This window comes from Martelella mediterranea DSM 17316 (assembly GCF_002043005.1).
Classification (GTDB): Bacteria; Pseudomonadota; Alphaproteobacteria; order Rhizobiales; family Rhizobiaceae; genus Martelella; species Martelella mediterranea.
The window spans coordinates 4,122,677-4,147,109 of record NZ_CP020330.1 but is presented as its reverse complement, the minus strand read 5'-3'; the positions used below and the strand labels follow the sequence as shown (position 1 = coordinate 4,147,109).

The window sequence follows — 24,433 nt, the reverse complement described above, 5'->3', positions numbered from 1 at the left end:
AAAAGCCATGCTCTGGAACGTCAACAGGAAATGCGAGACCAGCGCCGGCATGGTGGCCTGGGGCAGCGTCGGCAAGGGGCCGCCGCTGGTGCTTGCCCATGGCTGGCCGTGGTCGTCGTTTTCCTGGCACCGCATCCTGCTGACGCTGTCGCATGCCTATACCGTTTACTGGTACGACATGCCGGGCTTCGGGCGTTCGGCGAAGGATGCCGGACAGGCCACCGGGCTCGATGTCCAGGGCCGGGTGTTCAAGGAAATGCTGGACCACTGGATGCTCGACGCGCCGCATGTGCTGGCCCATGATTTCGGCGGCGCGGTGACGCTGCGCGCGCATCTGCTCCACGATGTCGCCTATTCGAGCCTGACCCTGATGAATGTCGTCGCGCTGAGCCCATGGGGCTCCGAATTCTTCGACCATGTCGGCCGTCACGTCGACGCCTTCGCGCCGCTGCCGCCGCACATCCACGCGGCAATCGTCGAGGCCTATATCAAGGGTGCGTTGGTCAACGAGATCGATGCGAGCGACCTGCGCGAGCTGGTCAGCCCCTGGCTCACGCCGGAAGGCCACCAGAGTTTCTATCGACAGTTTGCCCAGGCTGACGACGCCTTCACCGATGAATTCGCCGAGAAACTGAAGGAAATCGCCTGCCCGGTCACCATCATATGGGGCGAGCGCGATCCCTGGATCCCGATCGAGCGCGGCCATCTTCTGGCGGGCCGGATCGGCGTGCCGTTTCATCCGCTAAAGGGCGCGGGCCACCTGCCGCAGATGGAAGCGCCGCGCGATCTCATTGACCTGATTATCTCTATTCCCGACGCCTTGCCCGAACTGGAGGGAAACTGAATGTTGCTGATTTACTGTCCCTATTGCGAGGAAGCGCGCAGCGAGCTGGAATTTACCGGCGCGGGCGAGGCGCATATCGCGCGGCCTGAAAACATGGCCGAACTCTCCGACGCGGACTTCGCCAATTATTTCTTCATGCGCACCAATCCCAAGGGGCTGCATTTCGAGCGCTGGCGTCATTCCCATGGCTGCGGCCGGTTCTTCAACGCCGCCCGCGACACCGTTTCTGATCGCTTCCTGAAAACCTACAAGACCGGCGAGCCGAAGCCCGATCCGGCCGAACTCGGCATGGGAGACGGCCAATGAGCGGCGCATTCCGGATTGCCGACAAGGGCCGGCTGACGCCTGCCAAGACCGTGCGCTTCACCTTCGACGGCAAGACTTATACGGCGCTTGAAGGCGATACGCTGGCCTCGGCGCTGCTCGCCCACGGCGTGCATCTGGTCGGCCGGTCGTACAAATATCACCGTCCGCGCGGATTTCTGACGGCGGGCTCCGAGGAGCCCAATGCGCTGTTCGATATCGCCCGCGACAGCGCCCGCCGCCAGCCCAACGTGCGCGGGCCGGTGCAGGAAGTGTTCGACGGCATGAAGGCGGGCTCGCAGAACCGCTGGCCGTCGCTGTCCTTCGATGTCGGGGCGATCAACGACATCGTCTCGCCGATGCTGATCGCCGGCTTCTACTACAAGACCTTCATGTGGCCGTTCAGCGCCTGGCACAAGCTCTACGAGCCCGCGATCCGCAAGGCTGCCGGCCTCGGCGTGGCGCCGACGGAGGAGGACCCCGACAGCTATGCCAGCCGCTACGTCCATTGCGACATGCTGGTGGTCGGCGCGGGGCTTGCCGGGCTGACGGCGGCGCTTTCGGCCGCGCGCACCGGCAGGCAAGTGATCATCTGCGATGAAAAACCGGAACCGGGCGGCGCGCTGCAATATGAGAGCGGCACCACGGTCGACGGCAAGCCAGGCTATGACTGGGCGGTTGCGGCGGCAGCCGAACTCGCCGCCATGGACAATGTCCGCTACCTGCCGCGCACAACGGCTTTCGGCTACTACAACCACAATTTCCTCGGCCTGTGCGAACGGCTGACCGACCACCTGCCGAATGCGAAGGCCGACGGCCCGCGCGAGCGGCTGTGGCAGGTGCGGGCGGAAAAGGTGGTGCTGGCCACCGGCGCGATCGAACGCCCGATGGTGTTCCCCGACAATGACCGTCCGGGCATCATGCTGGCGTCCGCCGCGCGCAGCTATCTCAATCATTACGGCGTCGCCGTCGGCTCCAAGATCGGGGTCTACTGCGCCCATGATTCGGCCTATGAGGCGGCCTTTGATCTCGCCCGCGCGGGCGTGAAGGTGGTGGCCATCATCGATAGCCGGCCCGAGCCCGGACCGGGTCTTGCCGAAGAGGCGAAGGCGCTCGGGATCACGCTGCATTCCGGCCATACGGTTATAGGCACAAAGGGCCGGCTCAGGGTCAAGTCGATGCGGGTGAAGGGCGGCGGCAAGCCCCGCGACTACGATATCGACGCTCTGATCACGTCGGCCGGCTGGACGCCGTCCGTGCATCTGTTTTCGCAATCGCGCGGCAAGCTTGCCTTCGATGCCGAAAACGAGCGGTTCCTGCCGAGCGTCTATGCCCAGAACGCGGTCTCGGTCGGCGCCTGCAACGGAACCGATGCCGTGGCAGACCTCGTTTCGGAGGCTGTGGCGGCGGGCGGCGGCTTTGCCGAGATCGCGGCCACGACCGAACACGCCTGGACCGGCGGCATGCTCGGCGAAAGCGATGATGCGGAGCCCTACGCCAAGGCGTTCATCGACTATCAGCATGATGTCTGCGCCAAGGATATCCGTCAGGCCGTTCATGAGGGCATGGCCTCGATCGAGCATATCAAGCGCTTCACCACCAACGGCATGGCCTCCGACCAGGGCAAGCTCTCCAACATGCACGGGCTGGCGATCGCCGCTGAAATGCTGGACCGACCGATCCCGCAGGTGGGGCTCACCACCTTCCGCCAGCCGTTCACGCCGGTCACCTTCGGCACGCTGATAAACCATTCGCGCAACGAGCTGTTCGATCCGGCGCGCAAGACGCCGATCAATGCCTGGGCGGAAGCCCAGGGCGCGCCGTTCGAGGATGTCGGCAACTGGAAGCGCGCCTGGTATTTCCCGCGCGCCGGCGAGACCAAGCATGACGCGGTCAACCGCGAATGCCAGACCGTGCGCGCGGCGGCGGGCGTGTTCGACGCCTCGACGCTCGGCAAGATCGAGGTCGTCGGCCCGGATGCCGAGGCTTTCATGAACCTTATGTATTCCAATGCCTGGTCGACGCTGAAACCCGGCAAATGCCGCTATGGCCTGATGCTGCGCGAGGACGGCTATATCTACGATGATGGCGTCGTCGGCCGGCTGGCGCAGGATCGCTTCCACGTGACGACGACGACCGGCGGCGCGCCGCGGGTGCTGAACCTGATGGAGGATTATCTCCAGACCGAGTTTCCGCATCTGAAAGTCTGGCTCACCTCCACCACCGAACAATGGGCGGTGATCGCGGTGCAGGGGCCGAAGGCGCGGGAAATCATCGCGCCATTCGTCGAAGGCGTCGATATTTCCAACGAGGCTTTCCCGCATATGAGCCTTGCCGAATGCACGGTCTGCGGCGTTCCCTCGCGCCTGTTCCGGGTGTCGTTTACCGGCGAGCTCGGTTACGAGATCAACGTGCCGGCCGATTACGGGCTCAAGGTCTGGGAAGCGGTTTTCGAGCGCGCAGAGACCTTCGGAGCCTGCGCCTATGGCACGGAGACGATGCATGTGCTGCGCGCCGAGAAGGGCTATATCGTGGTCGGTCAGGATACCGACGGCACGGTGACGCCCTATGATGTCGGCATGGGCTGGGCGGTTTCGAAGAAGAAGCCGGATTTCGTCGGCATGCGCGGCCTCAAGCGGCCGGACCTCGTCGCCGAGGGCCGCAAGCAACTCGTCGGCCTGATGGTCAAGAACAATCCCCGGCTGGTGCTGGAGGAAGGCGCGCATGTGGTCGCCGATCCGAACGCGGCCAAGCCGGTGCCGATGCTCGGCCACGTCACCTCGGCCTACTGGTCGGAGGCGCTGCAGAGCGGCATCGCCATGGCCGTGGTCAAGAACGGCCACAAGCTGAAGGACCAGACGCTTTACGTGCCGATGCCCGACCGCACCATCGCCGTCGAGGTGGTCGACACCGTTTTCTATGATCCCGAAGGAGCGCGCATCAATGGCTGAGCAATTCACAGCGGAACGCGACCTGCCGCTTGCCGGCGCCTATGGCGGCTCGGGCCTTGCCCGGCTGGTGGTGGCGCGCCCGGCAACACGGCTGTCGCTGCGGGCAGGTGCAGACGCGATCCCCGGCCTCAACGGCATGCTGGAACTCGACCTGCCGGTGAAGCCGCTGACTTCTTCGGGTGGCGAAGGCCGCTACGCCTTCTGGCTCGGGCCCGACGAGTGGCTGGTGATCGATGAATATGAGGATGACCTCGCCGGCCGCCTCGGCCCGGCGGCGGGGCCCTATTCGGCGGTCGATGTCTCCCATCGCAATATCGCGATCATGGTCGACGGGCCGGGCGCTGCAGCAACGCTGAACGCGGCCTGCCCGCTCGATCTGAGGCTCGAGAGATTCCCGGTCGGCAAGGTCGCGCGCACGGTGCTCGGCAAGGCGGAGATTGTTTTGTTCCGCAAGGAAGAGCAGACCTTCCGCGTTGAATGCTGGCGCTCGTTCGCACCCTATGTGTTCGGACTGCTCGATCAGGGGGCGAAGGACGCGGCCTATTGAGCCGGGCCGCGCCAGTCGATCCATCGACCATGGAAATCGGCGCGCCCGAGTTTCAACATTTCGCCGCCGGGCCAGATCGCAAGCGTCAATCCCGCGCCCTGCTTGTCTTCGTCGGCCTCCATCTGAAGACGGCAGAGCGGGGCGTTATCGTCAGCACGCGCGCCCGCCTCGGCCAGCAGTCGCTCGCCCTCCGCGCGCGCCGCGAACGGCAGATATTGCCAGGCTATGGTGTGGTAGACGATGTGCACCTTGCCCGGGCGGGAAACCGCAAGCCGCTCCCGCAGCCATTCAACGGCGTCCGCCTTCTCAACACTGACGCCGGTCGCGCGGGCGAGCGCCAAAGCCTTTTCGGTGCGCTCCAGCCGGTCGGCCTGATCGGCCCAGATATAGGAGAGCAACCGCTCGCAATCATCGCTGTTTGAAGCGTTGAGCGGGTTGAGGTCGCAGCCGGCGCGTTCGCTGACCGTGATTGCCGCATCCGGCGGCAGCGGCCCGGTCCAGTCGGGCGCGATTTCGAACGGTGCTTCGCCGGTGGCTGACGGGACATGCCGGTCTCCCAGAAGGTAGGCATAGCGGTCCCACATCAGGTTCAGACCGGCCGATGCGCCGATTTCGGACAGCGCGAGGTCCTTGCCGGGAAAGCGGGTGGCGATCAGCGCAAAGGCCGGAAACAGGGCGGCCGAGCGGCGAACTTCATTGGTCTGCGGGGCCGATTGCATCCGCTGCGTGATGAATGACGTTTCTTCCGCCATTGCCTTTGCGACGCCTTGCCAGAGCGCGTCATCGGATATCTTTGCCGGGGGATAGACAGCGGAAAGCGGGCCATGGCCGCGTCGCTTCAGGGCGTGCAGCGCGCCGCAGAAGCGCAGTGCCAGCGCATCGGGGCGGATGCGGTCTTCCGGCCATGTCATGATCAGCGACGGGACGGGACCGCCCATGCCTGAGAGCCGCTCCGCCGCCAGTCTGCAGAGCCTTGCGGTAAATGGCGAACCGAGTTCATCGCAGGCGTCGGCCTGGCTTTCGAAACCGAGTACGAAGGCCGGGCACGCCGACATCGCTCACACCGTTTCCGGCCGATCCGCGGCGGCGAATTGCACCAGCGTGATCCATTCGGCCGACAGCGCCGGCTTGCGTTCGCCCTCGATCTCGACGGTGACAGCGTAGTTGATCGCCAAGAGTTCCGCGCCCCTGAAACGGGCGTCCTTGAGCACGAACCGGCCGCGAACCTTGGCGCCGCTTTTCACCGGGGCCATGAAGCGCACCTTGTCGAAGCCGAAATTGATGCCCATGGTCTGTTCGCGGATGCGCGGCGCGCAATCGTAATTCATGGCAGAAAGCAGCGACAGCGTGAGAAAACCGTGCGCGATCGTGCCGCCGAAGGGGGTCTCATTGCGGGCGCGTTCGGGATCGGTATGGATGAACTGGTGGTCGAGCGTGGCATCGGCGAAGGTGTCGATCATCGACTGGTCGACCGTGAACCAGCGCGACAGGCCGACTTCCTGTCCGATCAGTCCCTTGACGTCACCCAGAGAAATTTCGAGAACCATAGGGTCTTCTTTCGTCGCCTGAGGAGCGGTCAATGCGTCTCTCCTTCGTTCAGTCTCTCGGCATAGAGCGATACCGAGCGGGGCGCAAGCGCGATCTCGACGGCGCCTTGGCTTTGGCCGGCAAGGCTGTGCCAGCCGTCCTCATGGGCCTCGGGCAGCAGGAACACGGCTTCCTCAAGGCCCCGGTTGATGAGCACGGCAAGGCGCGTGGGATGGCCGGTCGTGGTCTCGGTGGTGGCAAGCACCATGCTGAGGCACTGGCATTCCGGGCACTCCCAGTCGGCGACGTCCATGACCTTGCCATCGGGCCTGAGCCACAGGACATCGTCGTCGGTGAAGAAATCCGTTTGTGAGAACACGGCGAAGCGCTTGCGCAGCGCCGAAAGCTCGGCGGTGTGGGCTACCAGTTCACCGTCCATATGCGCCCAGTCGAGCCAGGTGATCTCGTTGTCCTGGCAATAGGCGTTGTTGTTGCCCTTCTGGCTGCAGCCGCCCTCGTCGCCGGCCTTCAGCATGATCGCGCCGCGGCTGACGAACAGCGTGGCGAGAAGGGCGCGCAGATCCTGCCGGCGCCTGTTGTTGACCAGTTCGTTGTCGGTCTCGCCCTCGACGCCGTTGTTCCACGAATAGTTCTCGTCGTGACCATCGCGGTTGTGCTCGCCGTTTTCGGCGTTGTGCTTGTGCACATAGGCCGTCAGGTCATAAAGCGAGAAGCCGTCATGGGCGGCGATGAAATTAACCGAGCGCGTACTGCCCTGGCCGTTTGTCGAAAAGATGTGCGAGGAGCCGGACAGCGCGTCGGCGAGTTGGCCGGTCATGGACGGGTCGCCGCGCCAGAACTTGCGGATGTCGTCGCGCGTGACGTCGTTCCATTCCAGAAAGGGCGGCGGGAAATTGCCGAGGTGATAGCCGCCGGGGCCGATATCCCATGGTTCCGCAATCATCGTCCGGTCTTTCAGAACCGGGTCGTTGAGGATCGCGTGAAGCGTTTCGGAATCGGGATCGAAGCCCTCATAGCGGCGTCCCAGCACCGGCGCCAGATCGAAGCGGAAGCCGTCAATGCCGGCCTCTGTCACGAAATGGCGGAGGCTGTCGACGATATAGCAGCGCACCATGGGATGGTCGCAGGCAATGGTGTTGCCGCAGCCGGTGTCGTTGATCAGAACGGAAGGGTCGTCATGGGCGAGACGGTAGTAGGTCGCGTTGTCGAGCCCGCGAAAGCTCACAACCCCGCCGAACTGATCGCTTTCGCCGCTGTGGTTGAAGACCAGATCGAGGATGACGCCGATGCCGGCCTCGTGGAGAGCCTTTACCGCACCCCGGAGTTCGGCAATCCCGCCCGGGCAGATACGCGGCTCCAGCGCCATGAAGGTGACGGGATTGTAGCCCCAGGCATTGGTGAGCCCGAGCGGTTGCAAATGCCGCTCATCCATCCAGGCGGTCACCGGCAGAAGCTCGATGGCGTCGACGCCGAGCTTCTTCAGGTGGTCGATCACCGCCGGATGAGCAAGCGCCGCCACGGTGCCGCGGATCGGCTTCGGCACGTCGGGATGGAGCATGGTGAGCGCGCGCACGCCCGCCTCGTAGATCAGCCCGCCATCGGGAAAATCCACATGTCCAATGTCTTCCGCGCTGTCGGCGACGACGATGCTTTTCGGCACCATGTCGGCGGTGTCGACGCCGAATTCACTGAGATCCGGGTCATACCGGTAGGGCCGGTCGATCTCGCGGGCATAGGGGTCGGTAAGCAGCTTGGCCGGGTCGAACCACAAGCCGTTCATCGGGTCCCATTCGCCGAAAGCGCGGTAGCCGTAGCGCTGTCCGGGCTTGATCCCGTCCACCATGAGGCGGAACAGATTGCCGCCCGCATGCGCCATCGGCAGTTTCGCGGTCTGCGCGCCGGCCTTGTCGAACAGGCATAATTCCATGCCGGTGGCGTTTTCCGAATAGACGGAAAATTCCACGCCCCGGTCCAGAACGCGGACGCCGGGCTTTTTCAAAGGCTCGGACATCGGATGCTCAGGTGATCACGGTCGGGGCGGTGCGGCCCGTGCGTTTGGCGATCTCGGCGACATGCTCGGCATAGGCGATCAGGTCGGCGAGCGTTTCCTGGGTTTCCTCTTCGTGGCGCGTCGGGTCGGGCTCATAATGCTCGAGATAGACCCGAAGCGTCGCGCCGGATGTGCCGGTCCCGGACAGGCGGAAGACCACGCGTGAGCCGTTTTCGAACAGGATGCGGATGCCCTGCTTCCTCGATATCGAGCCGTCGACCGGATCGTGATAGGCGAAGTCGTCGGCCTCGGCCACGGTGAGGTCGCGGAAGGTCGTGCCGGGCAGGGTCTCGAGCTTTCCGCGCAGGGCGTCCATCAGGCCATTTGCGGCTTCCGTTTCGATCCCCTCGTAATCATGGCGCGAATAATAGTTGCGGCCATATTCGGCCCAGTGCTTCCTGACGATTTCGAGGGCGCTCTCGCCGCGCACCGCCAGAATGTTGAGCCAGAGCAGCACGGCCCACAGCCCGTCCTTTTCGCGTACGTGGTTCGAGCCTGTACCAAAACTTTCCTCGCCGCAGAGCGTCGCCTTGCTGGCGTCGAGCAGGTTGCCGAAGAATTTCCAGCCGGTCGGCGTCTCGTAGCAGTCGATGCCGAGCTTTTCCGCCACGCGGTCGGCCGCCTGGCTGGTCGGCATCGAGCGGGCGATGCCGGCAAGGCCGCCCTTGTAGGCCGGCGCCAAATGCGCATTGGCCGCGAGAATGGCGAGACTGTCAGACGGCGTGATGAACACGCCGTGGCCGACCACCATGTTGCGGTCGCCGTCGCCATCCGATGCCGCGCCAAAATCCGGTCCGCCATCACTCATGACCGCATCATACAGGGCCTTGGCGTGGACAAGGTTGGGGTCAGGGTGATGGCCGCCGAAATCTTCCAGCGGCTCGAAATTCAGCACCGAACCTTCCGGAGCGCCAAGGCGGTTTTCGAGGATTTCCTTGGCATAGGGGCCGGTCACGGCGCTCATCGCGTCGAACGAAATCCGGAAACCGGAGGCGATATGGGAGCGGATCGCGTCGAAATCGAAAAGCTGCTCCATCAGTTCGGCATAGTCGGCGACGGGGTCGAACACCTCGACCTCCATGTCGTCCACCTTCGAGGTGCCGATCGCGTCGAGCGAAACGTCGTCGGCCTCGGAAATCCGGTAGCGGTCGATCAGCTTGGTGCGTTCATAGATCGCATCGGTGATCTTTTCCGGCGCCGGGCCGCCATTGGCGGTATTGTACTTGATGCCGAAATCCTCGTTCGGCCCGCCCGGATTGTGGCTCGCCGAAAGGATGATGCCGCCGAAGGCCTGGTATTTGCGGATCATGTTGGAAGCCGCCGGCGTCGACAGAATGCCGCCCTGGCCGACCATCACCTTGCCGAAGCCGTTGGCGGCGGCCATCTTGATCGTGGTCTGGATCACCTCGCGGTTGAGATAACGGCCGTCGCCGCCGATCACCAGGGTCTTGCCCTTGAAGTCGCCGATGGAATCGAAGATCGCCTGGATGAAATTTTCCGCGTAATGCGGCTGGGTGAAGACCGGCACCTTCTTGCGCAGGCCCGATGTGCCGGGCTTCTGGTCGTTGAAGGGAGTGGTCGGAATTGTCACGCTCATGGTTTCGACACCATCAAATCGAGTTGCTTGTAAAGATCGGCGTAGAGACCGGCGCTGGCCTTCCACGACACATCGCTCTTCATGCCCTGCTTTTGCATGGCGAGCCAGGTTTTCTTGTCGTCGTAGAGGTTGATCGTGCGGCGTATGGCATGCGACAGCGACCATGGCTCGACCGGAGAGAACTGGACGCCGGTGGCTGCGTTGACGGCGAGGGCGGCCGGGTTGGCGTCGATCACGGTATCGGCCAGCCCGCCGGTGCGCGCGACCACGGGAATGCAGCCATAGCGCAGGGCGTAGAGCTGGGTCAGGCCGCAGGGCTCGAACCGCGAGGGCACGAGAATGGCGTCGGCGCCGGCCTGCACCATATGCGACAGTTTCTCATCGTAGCCGATAATGGTGCCGACCCGGCCGGGGTAATAACGCGCGGCATTGCGGAAGGCTTCCTCAAGCCCCGGTTCGCCAGAGCCGAGCACGACGAGCTTGCCGCCCATGGCGACCAGATCGCCGACAACGGCGGCGAGGATATCCATCCCCTTCTGCCATGTCAGGCGCGATACGACGGAGAAGATCGGGGAATCGTCGTTGTCGAGGCCGAAGGTCTCGCCCACGGCCTGCCGGTTTTCAACCCGACCCTTCGGTTTGTGCGCGGAATAGCGGCTGACGATGGTGTCGTCGGTTGCCGGGTCCCAGACATCGGTGTCGATGCCGTTGACGATGCCGTGCACGGTGTGGGCGCGGGCCGAGATCAGGCCTTCCAGACCCATGCCATATTGCGGGGTCTGGATTTCCCGGGCATAGGTCGGACTGACCGTGGTGACCGCCCATGCGGTCTGCAGGCCGCCCTTCAGGAAACTCACCTTGCCGTAATATTCGACGCCGTCCACGGCGAGCGCATGGTCGGGAAGGCCGAGCCAGGGGAAAATCCCCGTGTCGAAATTGCCCTGGAAGGCGATGTTGTGAATGGTGAGGATCGACGGTTTTTCCGGCGTTGGCGCGAACCGCATATAGACCGGCGTAAGCGCCGCCTGCCAGTCATGGGCATGCACCAGATCGGGCTCCCAGCCGGGAATGGCGCTGGCGGCGATATCGGCTGCCGCTTTCGAGAGCGCGCCAAAACGCCGCCAGTTGTCGGAATAACCCTCGCCGTGCGGCGCATTGTAGGGATTGCCGAAACGGTTGAACAGGGCAGGGGCGTCGAGGATGAGAAGGTCCAGACCGTCATGGCGGGCTTCAAGCACGTTTGCCTGCTCGCCGAATAGATCATAGAGCGTGATCACCTTTTCGGCCTTGTCGCCGATCGCCTTCATCACCGCCGGATAGCCGGGGATCAGGGTGCGGGTGTGGATGCCGTATGCCGCCAGCGCAAGCGGCAGCGCGCCAGCGACGTCTGCAAGCCCTCCCGTCTTGATCAGGGGATAGATTTCCGAGGCGACGGAAAGAACCTTCATGTTTTATGTGTCCAGTTTATCGATCATTGACTGCGTGATGAGGCAGATGCCGCTTTCGGTGCGGCGGAAACGGCGGGCGTCGAGCTCGGGGTCCTCGCCGACAATGAGGCCTTCGGGAATATGAACGCCGTGGTCGATGATCACGTTTCTGAGCTGGGCGTGGCGGCCGACATGCACGCGCGGCAGGACGACCGCGCCCTCGAGGCGGGAATAGGAATTGGCGCGCACGCCGGTAAACAGCAGGCTTTTATAGAGTTGCGAACCGGAAATGATGCAATCGCCCGAAACCACGGAGGAGATCGCCGAACCGCGCCGGTTCTCGTCGTCATGCACGAATTTCGCCGGCGGGGTGACTTCCGAGTAGGACCAGATCGGCCAGGACTTGTCGTAGATATCGAGTTCGGGCACCACGCCGGTCAGGTCGATATTGGCCTGCCAGTAGGCATCGAGCGTCCCGACATCGCGCCAATAGGCCTGCTCCTCGTAGCTGGAACGGATGCAGCTCTTGGAGAAGCGGTGCGCCAGCGCCTTGCCGTTCTTGACGATATAGGGGACGATATCCTTGCCGAAATCGCGGCTGGAGGTCGGGTCGGCGGCATCGCGGTAGAGGCAATCGAACAGGAACTTGGTCTTGAAGACGTAGATGCCCATCGAGGCGAGCGCCATCGTCTCGTTTCCGGGAATGCCGGGCGGATTGGCGGGCTTTTCGACGAAATCGACGATCCGGTCGTTCTCATCGACATGCATGACGCCGAAACCCTTGGCCTCCTCCACCGGCACTTCCAGGCAGCCGATCGTGATATCGGCGCCGTCGTTGACGTGCTGGCGCAGCATCATCTCGTAGTCCATCTTGTAAATATGGTCGCCGGCCAGAATGATCATGTATTCCGGACCGTAGGAATCGATGATGTCGATGTTTTGGTAGACCGCGTCGGCGGTGCCCTCATACCACTGCGTCTCCGACACGCGCTGGGAGGCGGGCAGCACGTCGAAACTCTCATTCCGCTCCGGGCGGAAGAAGTTCCAGCCCTGATGCAGGTGGCGGATCAGTGAATGCGCCTTGTACTGGGTCGCGACCCCGATGCGGCGGATGCCGGAATTGAGCGCGTTCGACAGCGCGAAATCGATGATCCGGGTCTTGCCGCCGAAATAGACGGCGGGCTTGGCGCGCGTATCCGTCAGTTCCTTCAGGCGGCTCCCGCGTCCGCCAGCCAGAACATAGGCCATGGCGTCACGCGCCAGCGGCTGTCCCATGCGATTGTTCATCCTTCCCTCCCAAACTACTCTGGTTCCAGCATTATGGTCGCGAGCGGCGGCAGCATCAGACCGGCGGAAATGCCGCCATTGCCATGGCTCTCGGCGCGCACCCGACCGCCATTGCCCAGCCCGCTGCCGCCGTAGATTTCGGCGTCGGTATTGAGGATCTCGCGCCAGATTCCGGCCTTGGGCAGCGGCACGTGGTAGCCGTCGCGCGGCACGGGGGTCAGGTTGCTGACAACCACGATCGGCTTTTCGCCCGGCGCCTTGCGCTGCCAGGCGAAGACGGAATTGTCGTGATCGTCGACGATCGTCCACTCGAAGCCTTCCGGCTCGCAGTCGCGGGCGTGAAGCGCGGGCTTGGCGCGGTAGGTGAAGTTCAGATCGCGCACCAGCCGGCGCACGCCCTCATGGGTGTTGTAGTCGAGCAGGTTCCAGTCCAGCGCGCGCGCCTCGCTCCACTCGCTCCACTGCGCGAATTCTTGGCCCATGAATAAGAGCTTCTTGCCGGGATAGGCCCACATGAAGGCGTAATAGGCCCGGAGATTGGCGAATTTCTGCCAGTCGTCGCCGGACATCTTGGCGATCAGCGATCCCTTGCCGTGCACCACCTCATCATGGGAGAGCGGCAGCACGAAGTTTTCCGTGAAAGCATAGGTTAGGCCGAAGGTGATTTCCTGGTGGTGGTGCTTGCGATGCACCGGCTCGCGGCCGAAATAGGTCAGCGTGTCGTGCATGAAGCCCATGTTCCACTTGAAGCCGAAACCGAGGCCGCCCTCATGGACCGGCTGCGACACTTTCGGCCAGGTGGTCGATTCCTCGGCGATGGTCATCATCTCGGGATGCTGGCCGTAAACCGCCTTGTTGGTTTCCTGGATGAACCGCACCGCGCCAAGATTGGCGTTGCCGCCATATTCGTTGGGAATCCATTCGCCGTAATTGCGGGAGTAGTCGAGATAGAGCATCGACGCCACCGCATCGACGCGCAGGCCGTCGACATGGAATTTCTCGCCCCAGTAAAGCGCGTTGTTGAGAAGATAGGAGGCGACCTCGGTACGATCGAAATTGTAGATCGCGGTGTTCCAGTCGGGATGAAATCCCTTGCGCGGATCGGCATGTTCGTAAAGCGCGGTGCCGTCGAAATTGCGCAACCCGTGCTCGTCGGTCGGAAAATGCGCCGGGACCCAGTCGAGCAGCACGCTGATGCCGACCTTGTGGCAGCCATTGACGAAGCGGGCGAAACCCTCCGGCTCGCCGAAGCGGGCAGTCGGCGCGTAGAGCCCGGTGGTCTGGTAGCCCCAGGACGGGTCGTAGGGATATTCGGAGACCGGCAGGAATTCGATATGGGTGAAGCCCATGTCGGCGCAATAGGGGATCAGCCGGTCGGCGAGTTCGTCCCAGGACAGAAACGACCCGTCATCGCGACGCTGCCATGAGCCCGGATGAACCTCGTAGATCGAGATCGGCTCGCGGCGCTTGTCGCTTGCGGCCCAGTGCTCGCGATGCTCCTCATCGTCCCATTCCTGCTCCAGCTCGGCCGCCGTCAGCGACGCCGTCTGCGGGCGCAATTCGCTGCGGCGGGCAAAGGGATCGGCCTTCAGCGGCAGGAGAGTGCCGTTGGAGCCGATGATTTCGAATTTGTATGGTGTGCCAGGCTCGACTTCGGGCGCGAAGATTTCCCACACACCGGAATCGGAACGGAACCGCATCATGTGCCGCCGGCCGTCCCAGTTGTTGAAGCTGCCGACCACGGAAACGCGGCGCGCATTCGGCGCCCATACCGCGAAATGGAAGCCCTTCACGCCCTGATGGGTCATGGGGTGAGCGCCGAGCTTGTCGAACAGGCGAAGATGGGAGCCTTCGCGAACGAAATAATCGTCCATCGGCCCCAGAACCGGCCAGAAACTGTAGGGGTCTGTCACCGTCCAGGTGACGTCGCCGCGCCGAGCGCGATAACGGATCGGAACGAAGGTCGTGAGCGTCAACTTACCGGAAAAGAAACCGGACTGATCGATCTGAGTCAAAACGCCGAGAGGCTCGCCCTCAAGGTCGAATGCCTCCACGCGCTCCGCGCCCGGCAGGAAGCACCGGGCAACGAGATTGCCGTTGATTTTCTGAATGCCCAGCACGGAAAAGGCGTTGCCATGCGTGGCGTTCAAAATGGCTTCGATGTCTCCTCTCGGCGGGGCGAAATCCCCGCCTTTGTCCGGATCGACTGGCTCCGGTTGTCTCATAAGGCACCCCAAATATCGCGAGCATACTCCCTGATGGCCCTGTCGGAGGAGAACCACCCCATACGCGCAGTGTTCCGTATTGCCTTAACGTTCCACGCCGTACGATCGTTCCATATCGCGTCGACCTGGCGCTGGGCGGCGGCGTAGGCGTCGAAATCGGCGGCCACCATAAACCAGTCATGGTCGTAGATGCCGCCGATGAGATCGGCATAGCGGCCGGGATCGTCATGGGAGAACACGCCCGACGAGATCGCCGACAGCGCCTGCGACAGCTCCTTCGAGCCTTCGATCAACTCGCGCGGATTGTAGCCGTCGGCGCGGGCCGCCTCGACCTCCTCGGCGGTCATGCCGAAGATCACCATGTTCTCCGCGCCGATCCAGTCGCGCATTTCGACATTGGCGCCGTCGAGCGTGCCGATCGTGAGCGCGCCGTTGATCGCGAACTTCATGTTGCCGGTGCCCGATGCCTCCATGCCGGCCGTCGAGATCTGCTCGGAAAGGTCGGCGGCGGGGATCATGACCTCGGCGGTGGAGACGTTGTAGTTCGGGATGAACACGATCTTCAGCAGGCCGCGCACCGCCGGATCGCTGTTGATGACGCGGGCGACGTCATTGGCGAGCTTGATGATCAGCTTGGCGTTATGATAGCTGGGTGCCGCCTTGCCGGCGAACAGCTTCACCCGCGGCACCCAGTCCATTTCCGGATGGGAGCGGATCTGGTCGTAGAGCGCGACCGCCTCGATGATGTTGAGAAGCTGGCGCTTGTATTCATGGATGCGCTTGATCTGGATATCGAAGATCGCCGACGGATCGATGCGGGTGCCGAGCCGTTCGCCGATCAGGTTCGAGAGCCGCGCCTTGTTCTCGCGCTTGACCGCGTCGAACCGCTCCTGGAAGCTCGAATCCTCGGCGAAGGCGTCGAGCGCCTTCAGCTTCTCGGTGTCGTCGAGGAACTCGTCGCCGATGACATCGCGGATCAGCCGGGTGAGGCCCGGATTGCACTCCTTCAGCCAGCGCCTTGGCGTGATGCCGTTGGTCTTGTTGTTGATCCGGTCGGGATGAATGCGGTGCAGGTTGTAGAACACCGTCTCCTTCATCAGTTCGGTATGCAGGGCCGAAACGCCATTGATCGAATGCGAGCCGAGGAAGGCTATGTTGCCCATGCGGACCCTGCGCTCCCCGCCCTCGTCGATCAGCGAGATCTGGCGGATCGCCTCGTCGGTGGCGCCCTTCTGCTTGCGGGCCTCCAGCAGGATCTTCGCGTTGATCTGGTAGATCAGCTGCATGTGGCGCGGGAACAGCCGCTCGAACAGCGGCACCGGCCAGGTTTCCAGCGCTTCGGGCAGAAGCGTATGATTTGTGTAGGCGAAGGTCTTGACCGTCATATCCCAGGCCTCGTCGAAGGCGATGTCGTGGATATCGATCAGAAGTCGCATCATCTCGATCACGGCAATCGCCGGATGGGTGTCGTTGAGATGGATCGCGACTTTCTCGGGCAGGTTGGAGAGATCGCCGAACTGCTGCTTGTGGCGGCGGAGAATGTCCTGCAGCGATGCGGAGGAGAAGAAATATTCCTGCCGCAGCCTGAGTTCCTGGCCCGCCGGATTGGCGTCGGCGGGGTAGAGCACGCGGGTGAGCGTCTCCGCCTTGGTGCTTTCCTGCAGTGCGCCGATATGGTCGCCGGCGTTGAACTTGTCGAGCAGGATCGGGTCGATCGCGTCCGCCGACCAGAGCCGGAGCGTGTTGACGCGCTTGGCGCGCCAGCCCACGACGGGTGTGTCGTAGGCCTCGGCCATCATCCGTTCGGCCGGCTTCCAGACATAGCGCGGCTCCTTGCCGCCTTCCTCGATGATGTCGACCTTGCCGCCGAAATTGATCTCATAGGTGCTTTCGCGGCGGTGGAATTCCCAGGGGTTGCCGTGAGCGAGCCAGTTTTCCGGCAATTCCACCTGCCAGCCGTCCGCGATCTCCTGTCGGAACAGGCCGTTGACGTAGCGGATGCCGTAGCCATAGGCCGGCACGTCGACCGTCGCCATCGATTCCATGAAACAGGCCGCAAGCCGCCCGAGACCGCCATTGCCGAGCGCGGCATCGGGCTCGAGCCCGGCGATCTCGACCAGATTGACGTCGAGCTTGGCGAGCGCCTTGTTGATCGCGTCGATCATTTCGAGGTTTGATATTGCATCGCGCAAAAGCCGGCCGATCAGGAATTCCAGCGACAGGTAGTAGACCCGCTTGGAGCCGGCTTCATAGGTCTTGCGCGTGGATTCCATCCACTTGTCGGTGACCCGGTCGCGGATCGCGAGAATGACGGCGCGCAGCCAGTCATGCGGTTTGGCAACGATCGTGTCCTTGCCGACCTGATAGATCAGCTTTTCCAGGATGCTGGCGGCCAGTTCGTCGGCATCGTGAGAGCGGGGCGTGGGCAGGGGGAGATCGGGGTTGGTCACTTTGTTCATTGTTTTTTTCCGTCAATAAAAGCTGGAAAATCGGAAGCATCGACCGTTTGAAATTGCGGCCCCTCAGTGCGGGAGGACCTGATGGGCGTCTTAACAATGCAATTTATGCACTGATATGACGCACTTGCAATAAAGCGATCGTAACGGGCGGGAATTTCTTTCCGGCCTTCAAGCACTGTCTTTCAGCTTGTCCTGCAAAGCGGCAGGAAAATGACCCGGAGCATTTCAGCCTGAAGGGATCTGATCGTCGGTCGAAATCGTCCGAAGTTTTCGCAAATATCTCGAACGAAAGGGCGCGAGCCCGTTTCAGCGCACCGTCTCGGGGACCGGCACGACATCGACCGCCTGGGTCGCCTTGTGCTCGCCATAGGTTTTCATGACGCCGAGAACCGGCACCACGTCGGCATAATCGCGGCCATAGGCGACCACGATGTGATCCGATCCCGCCTCGATATTGTTGGTCGGGTCGAGTTCGATCCAGCCGAGCGCGCCGCCGCACCAGACCCGGACCCAGGCATGCATCGCATCCGCGCCCTCCAGCCGCGGCTTGCCGGGCGGGGGAATGGTGCGGAGATAACCGCTGACATAGCCGGCGGGAATGCCGATCGCCCTCAGCGCCGAAATCATCACATGTGAGAAATCCTGGCAGACGCCGCGTCTGAGGTGAAAGGCCTCGATCGGCGTGCTGTCGACCGTCGTCGCCTCGCCGTCATAGGCGAAATCGTCATGGATGCGCGCGCAGATCGCCTTGGCGATCTGGTGAACGCTCATGCCGGGCGTGGCGCTTTCCCGGCCATAGGCGCCGATTGCAAGGTCATGGGGTATGCGCGGGCTGGCGCTCAGGAAATGATGCGGGGAATCCCGGCCGAGATCGAGAATGCGGGCATATTCTTCCCGAAGGCGCGGCAGTTCCGGCGAAAAGGCGAGCGTGGTGCGCGGCGGCTCGACGTTGACGCGCGCCTTCATCGTGACCGCGAAGCTCTGATGCGGCGGATCGATCAGCGTCGCGATCGCCGGATGACCGAAGAAATCGGTGAAGCCGCGCTGTTCACTCGGATGCGGATCGAACTTGACGTGGCCGGCGATCAGGCGCTGGCGCTGGGTCGCGGCCAGCGGCAAAACGCGGGTGATGTGGCGCGCGAGCGAGGCGGGCGTGTCGTAGTGATATTCCATCTTCAGCGAGAGATCGTAGAGCATCATCCCTCACAGATAGCTTTGGGCGAGACAGTCGGAGAGCGCCTCGAAATCGCGCTCCAGCGTCGCATAATAATCGATCGAGATGGAGTTCGCGGTCATCACCGCAAGGCCGGACTGGACGCGCATGGTCTCGCGGTGAAGCGGCGACATCTGGGTCATGTGGCCCTGGCTCGGCAGTTTCTCGACTTCGGCCAGCATCTGGTTGAGCTGGAACAGAACGGAGCGCGGGTTCTGCGGGTCGAGCGCCAGGAGGTCGGTGATCGTCAGCCGGTCGGTGTTGACGTTGTAGTGACGCCGGTGGGTCATGACGTTGTCGCCGATTTCGAGCAGGATATCGAAGGCCCCGTCGGGCGCGTCTTCGCCGGAAAGCTCGCCGAGCAGGCGCGTCATGTGCAGGCCGCGTTCGAGATAGCGGCCGATCGACAGGAACCGCCACCCGGTGGAGCGGTACATGTTTTCGTGGACGAGACCGGCGAAGCCCGCAAGCTTGCGCAGCAGGATCGTGATCGCATGGGCGGCGTCATCGCCCGGCCCGACCCGGTCGACGAAGCGGCTGGCGGTCTTGGAAAGGTCGTTCAGCGCCAGCCAGCCATCGGGCGAGAACCGGTCGCGGATATTGCCGGCGGAATAGACCGCGCTGTCGATATCGCGCATCAGGCTTTTGGGAAGCGCCGCCTCCGAAAGATCGAGGCCCGCGTTATCGAGATAGGCTTCCACCCGCGTCAACAGCGCCTGTCCGCGGTCGTCGACCTCGGCGAACCGGCCGTGCCAGGCCCTAAGGATGCGCAAATTGCCTTCCGCGCGCTCGATATAGCGACCAAGCCAGAACAGGTTGTCGGCGGCGCGGCTCGGCAGGTTTGCGGGATGGTTGCGCGGCACCCTGCTTTCGCGGGTCAGAAGCGTCGGGGTCGCGACCGGCGTCTTGCTCACCACCCAGACGTCGGCGGCCCTGCCGCCGGCCTGCATAGCGATCGCGGCAACATCGTCGGAGGAGCCGATACGGGCAAAGCCGCCCGGCATCAGCTTCCAGCCGTCATTGGTGCGGGCGGCGAAGACGCGCAGCGAGAAGGGGTGCGGCTCCAGCTTGCCGTTGATGAAGGCGGGCGCGGTCGAGAGCTTCACCGCCTCCTGGCCCACAAGCCATGGCCCGCGTTTTTCAAGCCAGCGGTTCACCGCGCCGGGCCGCCGCTCGCCAAGCCGTTTGCCGGAAAACGACAGGCCGGAATCGTCGAAGAAGGGCTGGCGGGAATAGGCAGGGCCGATCAGCATCTGGTCGAGACTGGCGGCGACATGGGCGCGCTCGTTCTCCTGCCCGCACCACCATGTCGCGATCGACGGGATTTTCAGGTCCTCGTTCAGAAGCCTGCGCGAAAGGGCCGGCAGGAAGGCGAGCAGCGCGCGGGTTTCGACAATGCCCGAGCCCAGCGCATTGACCATGGTGAGATTGCCGGCGCGGATGGCGCTGACCATGCCGGGCGTGCCGATGCGCGAATGCTGGTTGAGTTCCAGCGGATCGGTGAAATCGGCATCAAGCCGCCGCCACAGCACGCTGACGGGCATCGGCCCGGCGACGGTGCGCACCATTAGCCGGTCGTTGACCACAATCAGGTCCTCGCCCTCTAGCAGCGAGATGCCGAGATAGCGGGCGATATAGGCATGTTCGTAATAGGTCTCGTTGGCGGGGCCGGGGGTCAGCACCCCGAATCGGCCTTCGCCGCCATAGGTTCCCGACTGCAGCGCATCGCGAAACGCGCCGAAGAAGGAGGCGACGCGGCGCACATGCATGTCGCCGTAAATGCCGGAAAAGGCGCGCGATGCGGCAACCCGGTTTTCGAGCGCGAAGCCGGCGCCGGAAGGGGCCTGGGCGCGATCGGAGAGCACCCACCACTTGCCCTCCGGCCCGCGCCCGACCTCGAAGGAAATGAAATGCAGGTAATTGCCGCCAGCGGGCGTGACGCCGACGAGCGGGCGCAGGAATTCGCTGTTGGAGGCCACCAGCGCCGGCGGGATAAAGCCTTCCGCAACCAGCCGGTTGTCGCCGTAGAAATCGGCCATCATCGCTTCCAGCAGGTCGGCGCGCTGTTTCAGCCCCTCGGCAAGCTCCTGCCATTCGTCGTCGTCGATGATGACGGGGATGTGGGAGAACGGCCATGCGCGGGTATCGTCCTGGCCGTCATAGGCCCGGTAGAACACGCCGGCGTCGCGCAGATAGCGATCAGCGCGCGAGAACCGTTCGGCGAGTTCGTCGGTGGTCATGCCGGACAGCGCGTTGACGAAGGGTTGCCAGACCGGGCGCACCTTTCCCTCGGCATCGACCATCTCGTCGGGGATGCCGGGGAGGGGGGCATAATTGCCGGCGTTCCAGGCGATCGCGGGCTCTGCCTCGCTATCCTGTTCAACCCTGTGCCGTTCAGCGGAATGCTCCGCTTTCGCCTCTGCCATCTGGCGCGTCCCTGCCGCCCGCGATAATAGGCCGCTTCCCGCTATCGGAAAGCTTCAGCCGCGTTGATAATGTCGATACGGCGGGAGACCTGAGGCTTCCGCCGTTTTGCCGGAGCCTCGCCCAGCCTCGTGGCGCATCGCAGGCGAGACGCGGTCTTGAGATGTTACAATCCGGCCGGCCTTCTGAGATCGAGCGTCAGCGGAAATTCCGGTGACGCGGCCTCGTTGAAAACGGCATAGCCGCCGGCGGTGTGGCCCGAGGCTTCAAACCGCGACAGACGCCGCGCCTCCGCCTCGTTTCCGTTGACCGGAAACGTCTCATAATTGCGCCCGCCGGGATGCGCAACATGATATATGCAACCACCCACCGATCTTGCGGACCATGTGTCGTAAATGTCAAATGTCAGCGGCGAATTGACCGGCAGGACCGGGTGAAGACCGGAGGCCGGCTGCCACGCCTTGAACCTGACGCCGGCAACGGAAACGCCTGATTTATCGGTGGGTTTCAGCGGCACCTTGCGGCCGTTGCAGGTGACGATGTAGCGTTCCGGGGCATTGCTTTCCAAAAGCACCTGAAGCCGCTCGACCGATGAGTCGACATAGCGCACGGTGCCGCCGGCCGCACCCTGTTCGCCCATCACGTTCCACTGTTCCAGCGCCTGCCTGAGTTCCAGCCGGTTGCCCTCATATTCGACCTCGCCGAAGAAGGGGAAGCGGAACTGGAGCTGCGCCTCGAACCATTCCGGACGGAGTTCAAGCCCGTTTTCCTTCAGGTCCTGCAGCACGTCCATGAAATCCTGCCAGATGTAGTGCGGTAGCATGAAGCGGTCGGAAAGGGCGGTGCCCCAGCGCACGAATTTGCCCTCAAGCGGGTTCTTCCAGAACCGCGCCAGAAGGGCACGCACGAGCAATTGTTGCGCAAGGTTCATGCGCGCGTTCGGCGGCATTTCGAATCCGCGGAACTCGACCAGCCCCAACCGTCCGGTCGGGCCGTCCGGCGAAAACAGCTTGTCGATGCAGATCTCGGCGCGGTGGGTGTTGCCGGTCACGTCGATCAGCAGATTGCGGAACAGCCGGTCCACCAGCCATGGCAGCGGCGGCATGACGCCGGCCTGCGGATGGGGGATCTGCGCCATCGCGATCTCGAGCTCGTAAAGCGCATCGTGGCGCGCCTCGTCGATGCGCGGGGCCTGCGAGGTCGGGCCAATGAAAAGGCTCGAGAACAGGTAGGATAGCGAGGGATGGCGCTGCCAGTGCAGCACCACGCTCTTCAAGAGGTCCGGGCGGCGCAGGAACGGGCTGTCGCCGGGATTGGCCCCGCCGACCACGACATGATTACCGCCGCCGGTGCCGGTGTGGCGGCCGTCGATCATGAACTTGTCGGCGCCAAGTCGCGTCTTGCGCGCTTCCTCGTAAATCGCGGTCGTGGTCTCCACGCATTCCTTCCAGTTCGCGGCCGGATGGATGTTGACCTCGATGACGCCCGGATCGGGCGCGACCCGGATGACGTTGATGCGTTCGTCCTGCGGCGGCGCATAGCCCTCGATATGGATGGGGAGACCCAGCTTTTCGGCGGCCCGCTCGGCGGAGGCAATCAGGTCGAGATATTCCTCGAGCGCCGTGGTCGGCGGCATGAACACGCAAAGCCGGCCATCGCGCGGCTCCACCGAGATCGCGGTGCGGACGTAACCGCCGATCGAATGGCCGGGCGCCGGCCGCGCCGCCTGCGGGCTTTCCTCGAACGGAACGAAGCGCGCTTTCGGCAGCGGTCGCCCTTCATCCTGCCGGAAATCGGGAAGCGGATCGCGCCGCACCGACGGGTCCATCGGATTGATGAAAGGATATTGCGATTCCGGAATCCATGCCAACGCATCGAGCGGCAGGCGGAAGCCGATCGGGCTGTCGCCGGGGATCAGGTAAATCCGCCCGCGCCGCGTGGTCCACCGGTCCGAGACCCATTTCAGGCCGGAGGCGCGGCCCTGCCAGGCCTGAACCGGCAGCACATAGCCGGTCGGCCGCGTCAGCCCGCGCTCGAAAACCTTGGTGATGCGCGCGCGATCCTCGGCGCTTTTCAGCTTCGAATTCGAGGGGTCGACATTTTCCGGCAGATTGCCCTCCCGGATCAGCCATTCCGCCGGATCCTCGAAGGCGGGGGAGACCATTTCCGGTTGGATGTCGAGTTCGTTGGCGATCGCCTGCAGCAGACGGCCGGCGTCGCTCTCATCGACCTTGGTGTCACTCTTCTCTTCTGCCACCAGCGACTGGTTGTTCCAGATCGGGATGCCGTCCTTGCGCCAGTAGAGCGAGAAGGTCCAGCGCGGCAGGCTTTCGCCCGGATACCATTTGCCCTGGCCGTAATGCAGGAAGCCGCCGGGGGCGAATCGCTCGCGCAAACGGCGGATCAGCTCGTCGGCGAGCGCCCGCTTGGTGGGGCCGACAGCGCCGGTGTTCCACTCGTCGGATTCGAAATCGTCGATCGATACGAAGGTCGGTTCGCCGCCCATGGTGAGACGCATGTCGGTCTCTTCGAGCAGCCTGTCGACCTTTTCGCCAAGCGCGTTCAACGCCTCCCAGCTCTCGTCGGAAAACGGCTTGGTGATGCGCGGGTGCTCGGCGACCCGCGAAATCGTCATGTCGAAATCGAACGAGGTCTCGGCCTCGCCGAAATAGCCGCCGGTGATCGGCGCGGCATTGCGGTAATGCGGCGTGGCGGCCAGCGGAATGTGGCTTTCGCCGGTCAGAAGCCCGGAAGTCGCGTCAAGGCCGATCCAGCCGGCGCCGGGCAGGAAAACCTCCGCCCAGGCATGCAGGTCGGTGAAATCGTGATCGGTGCCAGCCGGGCCATCAAGCGCCTTCAGGTCGGGCTCAAGCTGGATCAGATAGCCGGAGACGAAACGCGCGGCGAGACCCATATTGCGCAGGATCTGGACCAGCAGCCACGCGGAATCCCGGCACGAGCCGGACTTACGCTCCAGCGTCTCCTCCGGCGTCTGCACGCCGGGCTCCATGCGGATGATGTAGTCGACATCATGCTGGAGGTTGGCGTTGATGCCGACGATCATGTCGACCGTGCCCTGGCCGGGTGTGAGGTCGAGTTTTTCCATATAGGCCTTCAGAAGCGGCCCCATCGGCTCCGGCGTGCGGTAGATCGACAGGTCCTCGCTGATCGCCTCGTCGTACTCGAAGGGGTATTTCGTCGCCTGTTCCTCGACGAAGAAGTCGAAGGGATTGTAGACCGACATGTCGGCGACCAGATCGACCTCGATCTTGAACTCCGTGACCGGCTCCGGGAACACGAAACGCGCCTGGTAATTGCCGTAGGGATCCTGCTGCAGATTGACGAAATGATTGTCCGGCGTGACCTTCAGCGAATGGCTGATCACCTTGGTCTTGGAATGCGAGGCGGGCTTCAGCCGGATGATCTGCGGGCCGAGATTGACCGGCTTGTCATATTTGTAGTGCGTGAGATGGTAAATCGCTGCTTTGATAGACATATGCGTCCTTGCCTGCCTCCGGGCGCGCGGCTTGAAGCCGCATTCGCCCTTCAGTATTCCCC

Annotated in this window: 15 protein-coding genes; 4 read left to right on the top strand and 11 right to left on the bottom strand. The window is 63.4% G+C overall.

What is annotated here, in order from left to right:
* The first annotated feature begins 7 nt into the window (after positions 1 to 7).
* The 4 genes from Mame_RS19305 to Mame_RS19290 are packed head-to-tail and all read left to right on the top strand — an operon-like array spanning position 8 to position 4,645.
* Positions 8 to 844, top strand: a complete 837-nt coding sequence (locus Mame_RS19305; protein WP_018065485.1) for an alpha/beta fold hydrolase — start codon at positions 8 to 10, stop codon at positions 842 to 844.
* Complete coding sequence (locus Mame_RS19300; RefSeq protein ID WP_018065484.1) at positions 845 to 1,150, top strand: sarcosine oxidase subunit delta; 306 nt, start codon at positions 845 to 847, stop codon at positions 1,148 to 1,150. It abuts the gene before it with no gap.
* The gene (locus Mame_RS19295; protein WP_018065483.1) at positions 1,147 to 4,098 is read left to right on the top strand and encodes a sarcosine oxidase subunit alpha; all 2,952 of its coding nucleotides are present in this window, start codon (positions 1,147 to 1,149) and stop codon (positions 4,096 to 4,098) included. The genes Mame_RS19300 and Mame_RS19295 overlap by 4 nt, the downstream gene beginning before the upstream one ends.
* Positions 4,091 to 4,645 carry a sarcosine oxidase subunit gamma gene (locus Mame_RS19290; RefSeq protein WP_018065482.1) on the top strand — a complete coding sequence of 185 codons (555 nt, stop codon included), beginning with the start codon at positions 4,091 to 4,093 and terminating at the stop codon, positions 4,643 to 4,645. The genes Mame_RS19295 and Mame_RS19290 overlap by 8 nt, the downstream gene beginning before the upstream one ends.
* On the opposite strand, the gene Mame_RS19285 is transcribed toward Mame_RS19290, so the two are convergent.
* The 11 genes from Mame_RS19285 to Mame_RS19235 form a co-directional block, all read right to left on the bottom strand.
* Positions 4,639 to 5,700, bottom strand: a complete 1,062-nt coding sequence (locus Mame_RS19285; RefSeq protein WP_018065481.1) for a DUF2332 domain-containing protein — start codon at positions 5,698 to 5,700, stop codon at positions 4,639 to 4,641. The genes Mame_RS19290 and Mame_RS19285 overlap by 7 nt on opposite strands.
* A 3-nt stretch (positions 5,701 to 5,703) precedes the next feature.
* Positions 5,704 to 6,192 carry a MaoC family dehydratase gene (locus Mame_RS19280; RefSeq protein WP_018065480.1) on the bottom strand — a complete coding sequence of 163 codons (489 nt, stop codon included), beginning with the start codon at positions 6,190 to 6,192 and terminating at the stop codon, positions 5,704 to 5,706.
* Between the two features lie 29 nt (positions 6,193 to 6,221).
* Positions 6,222 to 8,204 carry a glycogen debranching protein GlgX gene (gene glgX, locus Mame_RS19275; protein ID WP_018065479.1) on the bottom strand — a complete coding sequence of 661 codons (1,983 nt, stop codon included), beginning with the start codon at positions 8,202 to 8,204 and terminating at the stop codon, positions 6,222 to 6,224.
* Positions 8,205 to 8,211: 7 nt separating this feature from the next.
* Positions 8,212 to 9,840 (bottom strand): alpha-D-glucose phosphate-specific phosphoglucomutase, encoded by a 1,629-nt coding sequence (locus Mame_RS19270; RefSeq protein WP_018065478.1) that lies wholly within the window; start codon positions 9,838 to 9,840, stop codon positions 8,212 to 8,214.
* On the bottom strand, positions 9,837 to 11,288 hold the full coding sequence (glgA, locus tag Mame_RS19265) for a glycogen synthase GlgA (RefSeq protein WP_018065477.1): 1,452 nt from the start codon (positions 11,286 to 11,288) through the stop codon (positions 9,837 to 9,839). Before glgA ends, Mame_RS19270 begins: the two co-directional genes overlap by 4 nt.
* A gap of 3 nt (positions 11,289 to 11,291) precedes the next feature.
* A complete protein-coding gene (gene glgC, locus Mame_RS19260) occupies positions 11,292 to 12,554 on the bottom strand; it encodes a glucose-1-phosphate adenylyltransferase (protein WP_018065476.1) in 1,263 nt (420 codons plus the stop codon).
* 14 nt (positions 12,555 to 12,568) lie between these two features.
* Complete coding sequence (gene glgB / locus Mame_RS19255) at positions 12,569 to 14,779, bottom strand: 1,4-alpha-glucan branching protein GlgB (RefSeq protein ID WP_018065475.1); 2,211 nt, start codon at positions 14,777 to 14,779, stop codon at positions 12,569 to 12,571.
* A complete protein-coding gene (locus Mame_RS19250) occupies positions 14,776 to 17,238 on the bottom strand; it encodes a glycogen/starch/alpha-glucan phosphorylase (protein WP_018065474.1) in 2,463 nt (820 codons plus the stop codon). Before Mame_RS19250 ends, glgB begins: the two co-directional genes overlap by 4 nt.
* Positions 17,239 to 17,544: 306 nt before the next feature.
* Positions 17,545 to 18,435, bottom strand: coding sequence for a transglutaminase family protein (locus Mame_RS19245; RefSeq protein ID WP_026173588.1), 891 nt, complete (start codon positions 18,433 to 18,435; stop codon positions 17,545 to 17,547).
* Positions 18,436 to 18,441: 6 nt separating this feature from the next.
* Positions 18,442 to 20,877: a circularly permuted type 2 ATP-grasp protein gene (locus tag Mame_RS19240; protein ID WP_018065472.1), complete on the bottom strand. Its 2,436-nt coding sequence runs from the start codon at positions 20,875 to 20,877 to the stop codon at positions 18,442 to 18,444.
* Between the two features lie 164 nt (positions 20,878 to 21,041).
* Positions 21,042 to 24,371: a transglutaminase family protein gene (locus Mame_RS19235; RefSeq protein WP_018065471.1), complete on the bottom strand. Its 3,330-nt coding sequence runs from the start codon at positions 24,369 to 24,371 to the stop codon at positions 21,042 to 21,044.
* Between the last annotated feature and the right edge of the window lie 62 nt (positions 24,372 to 24,433).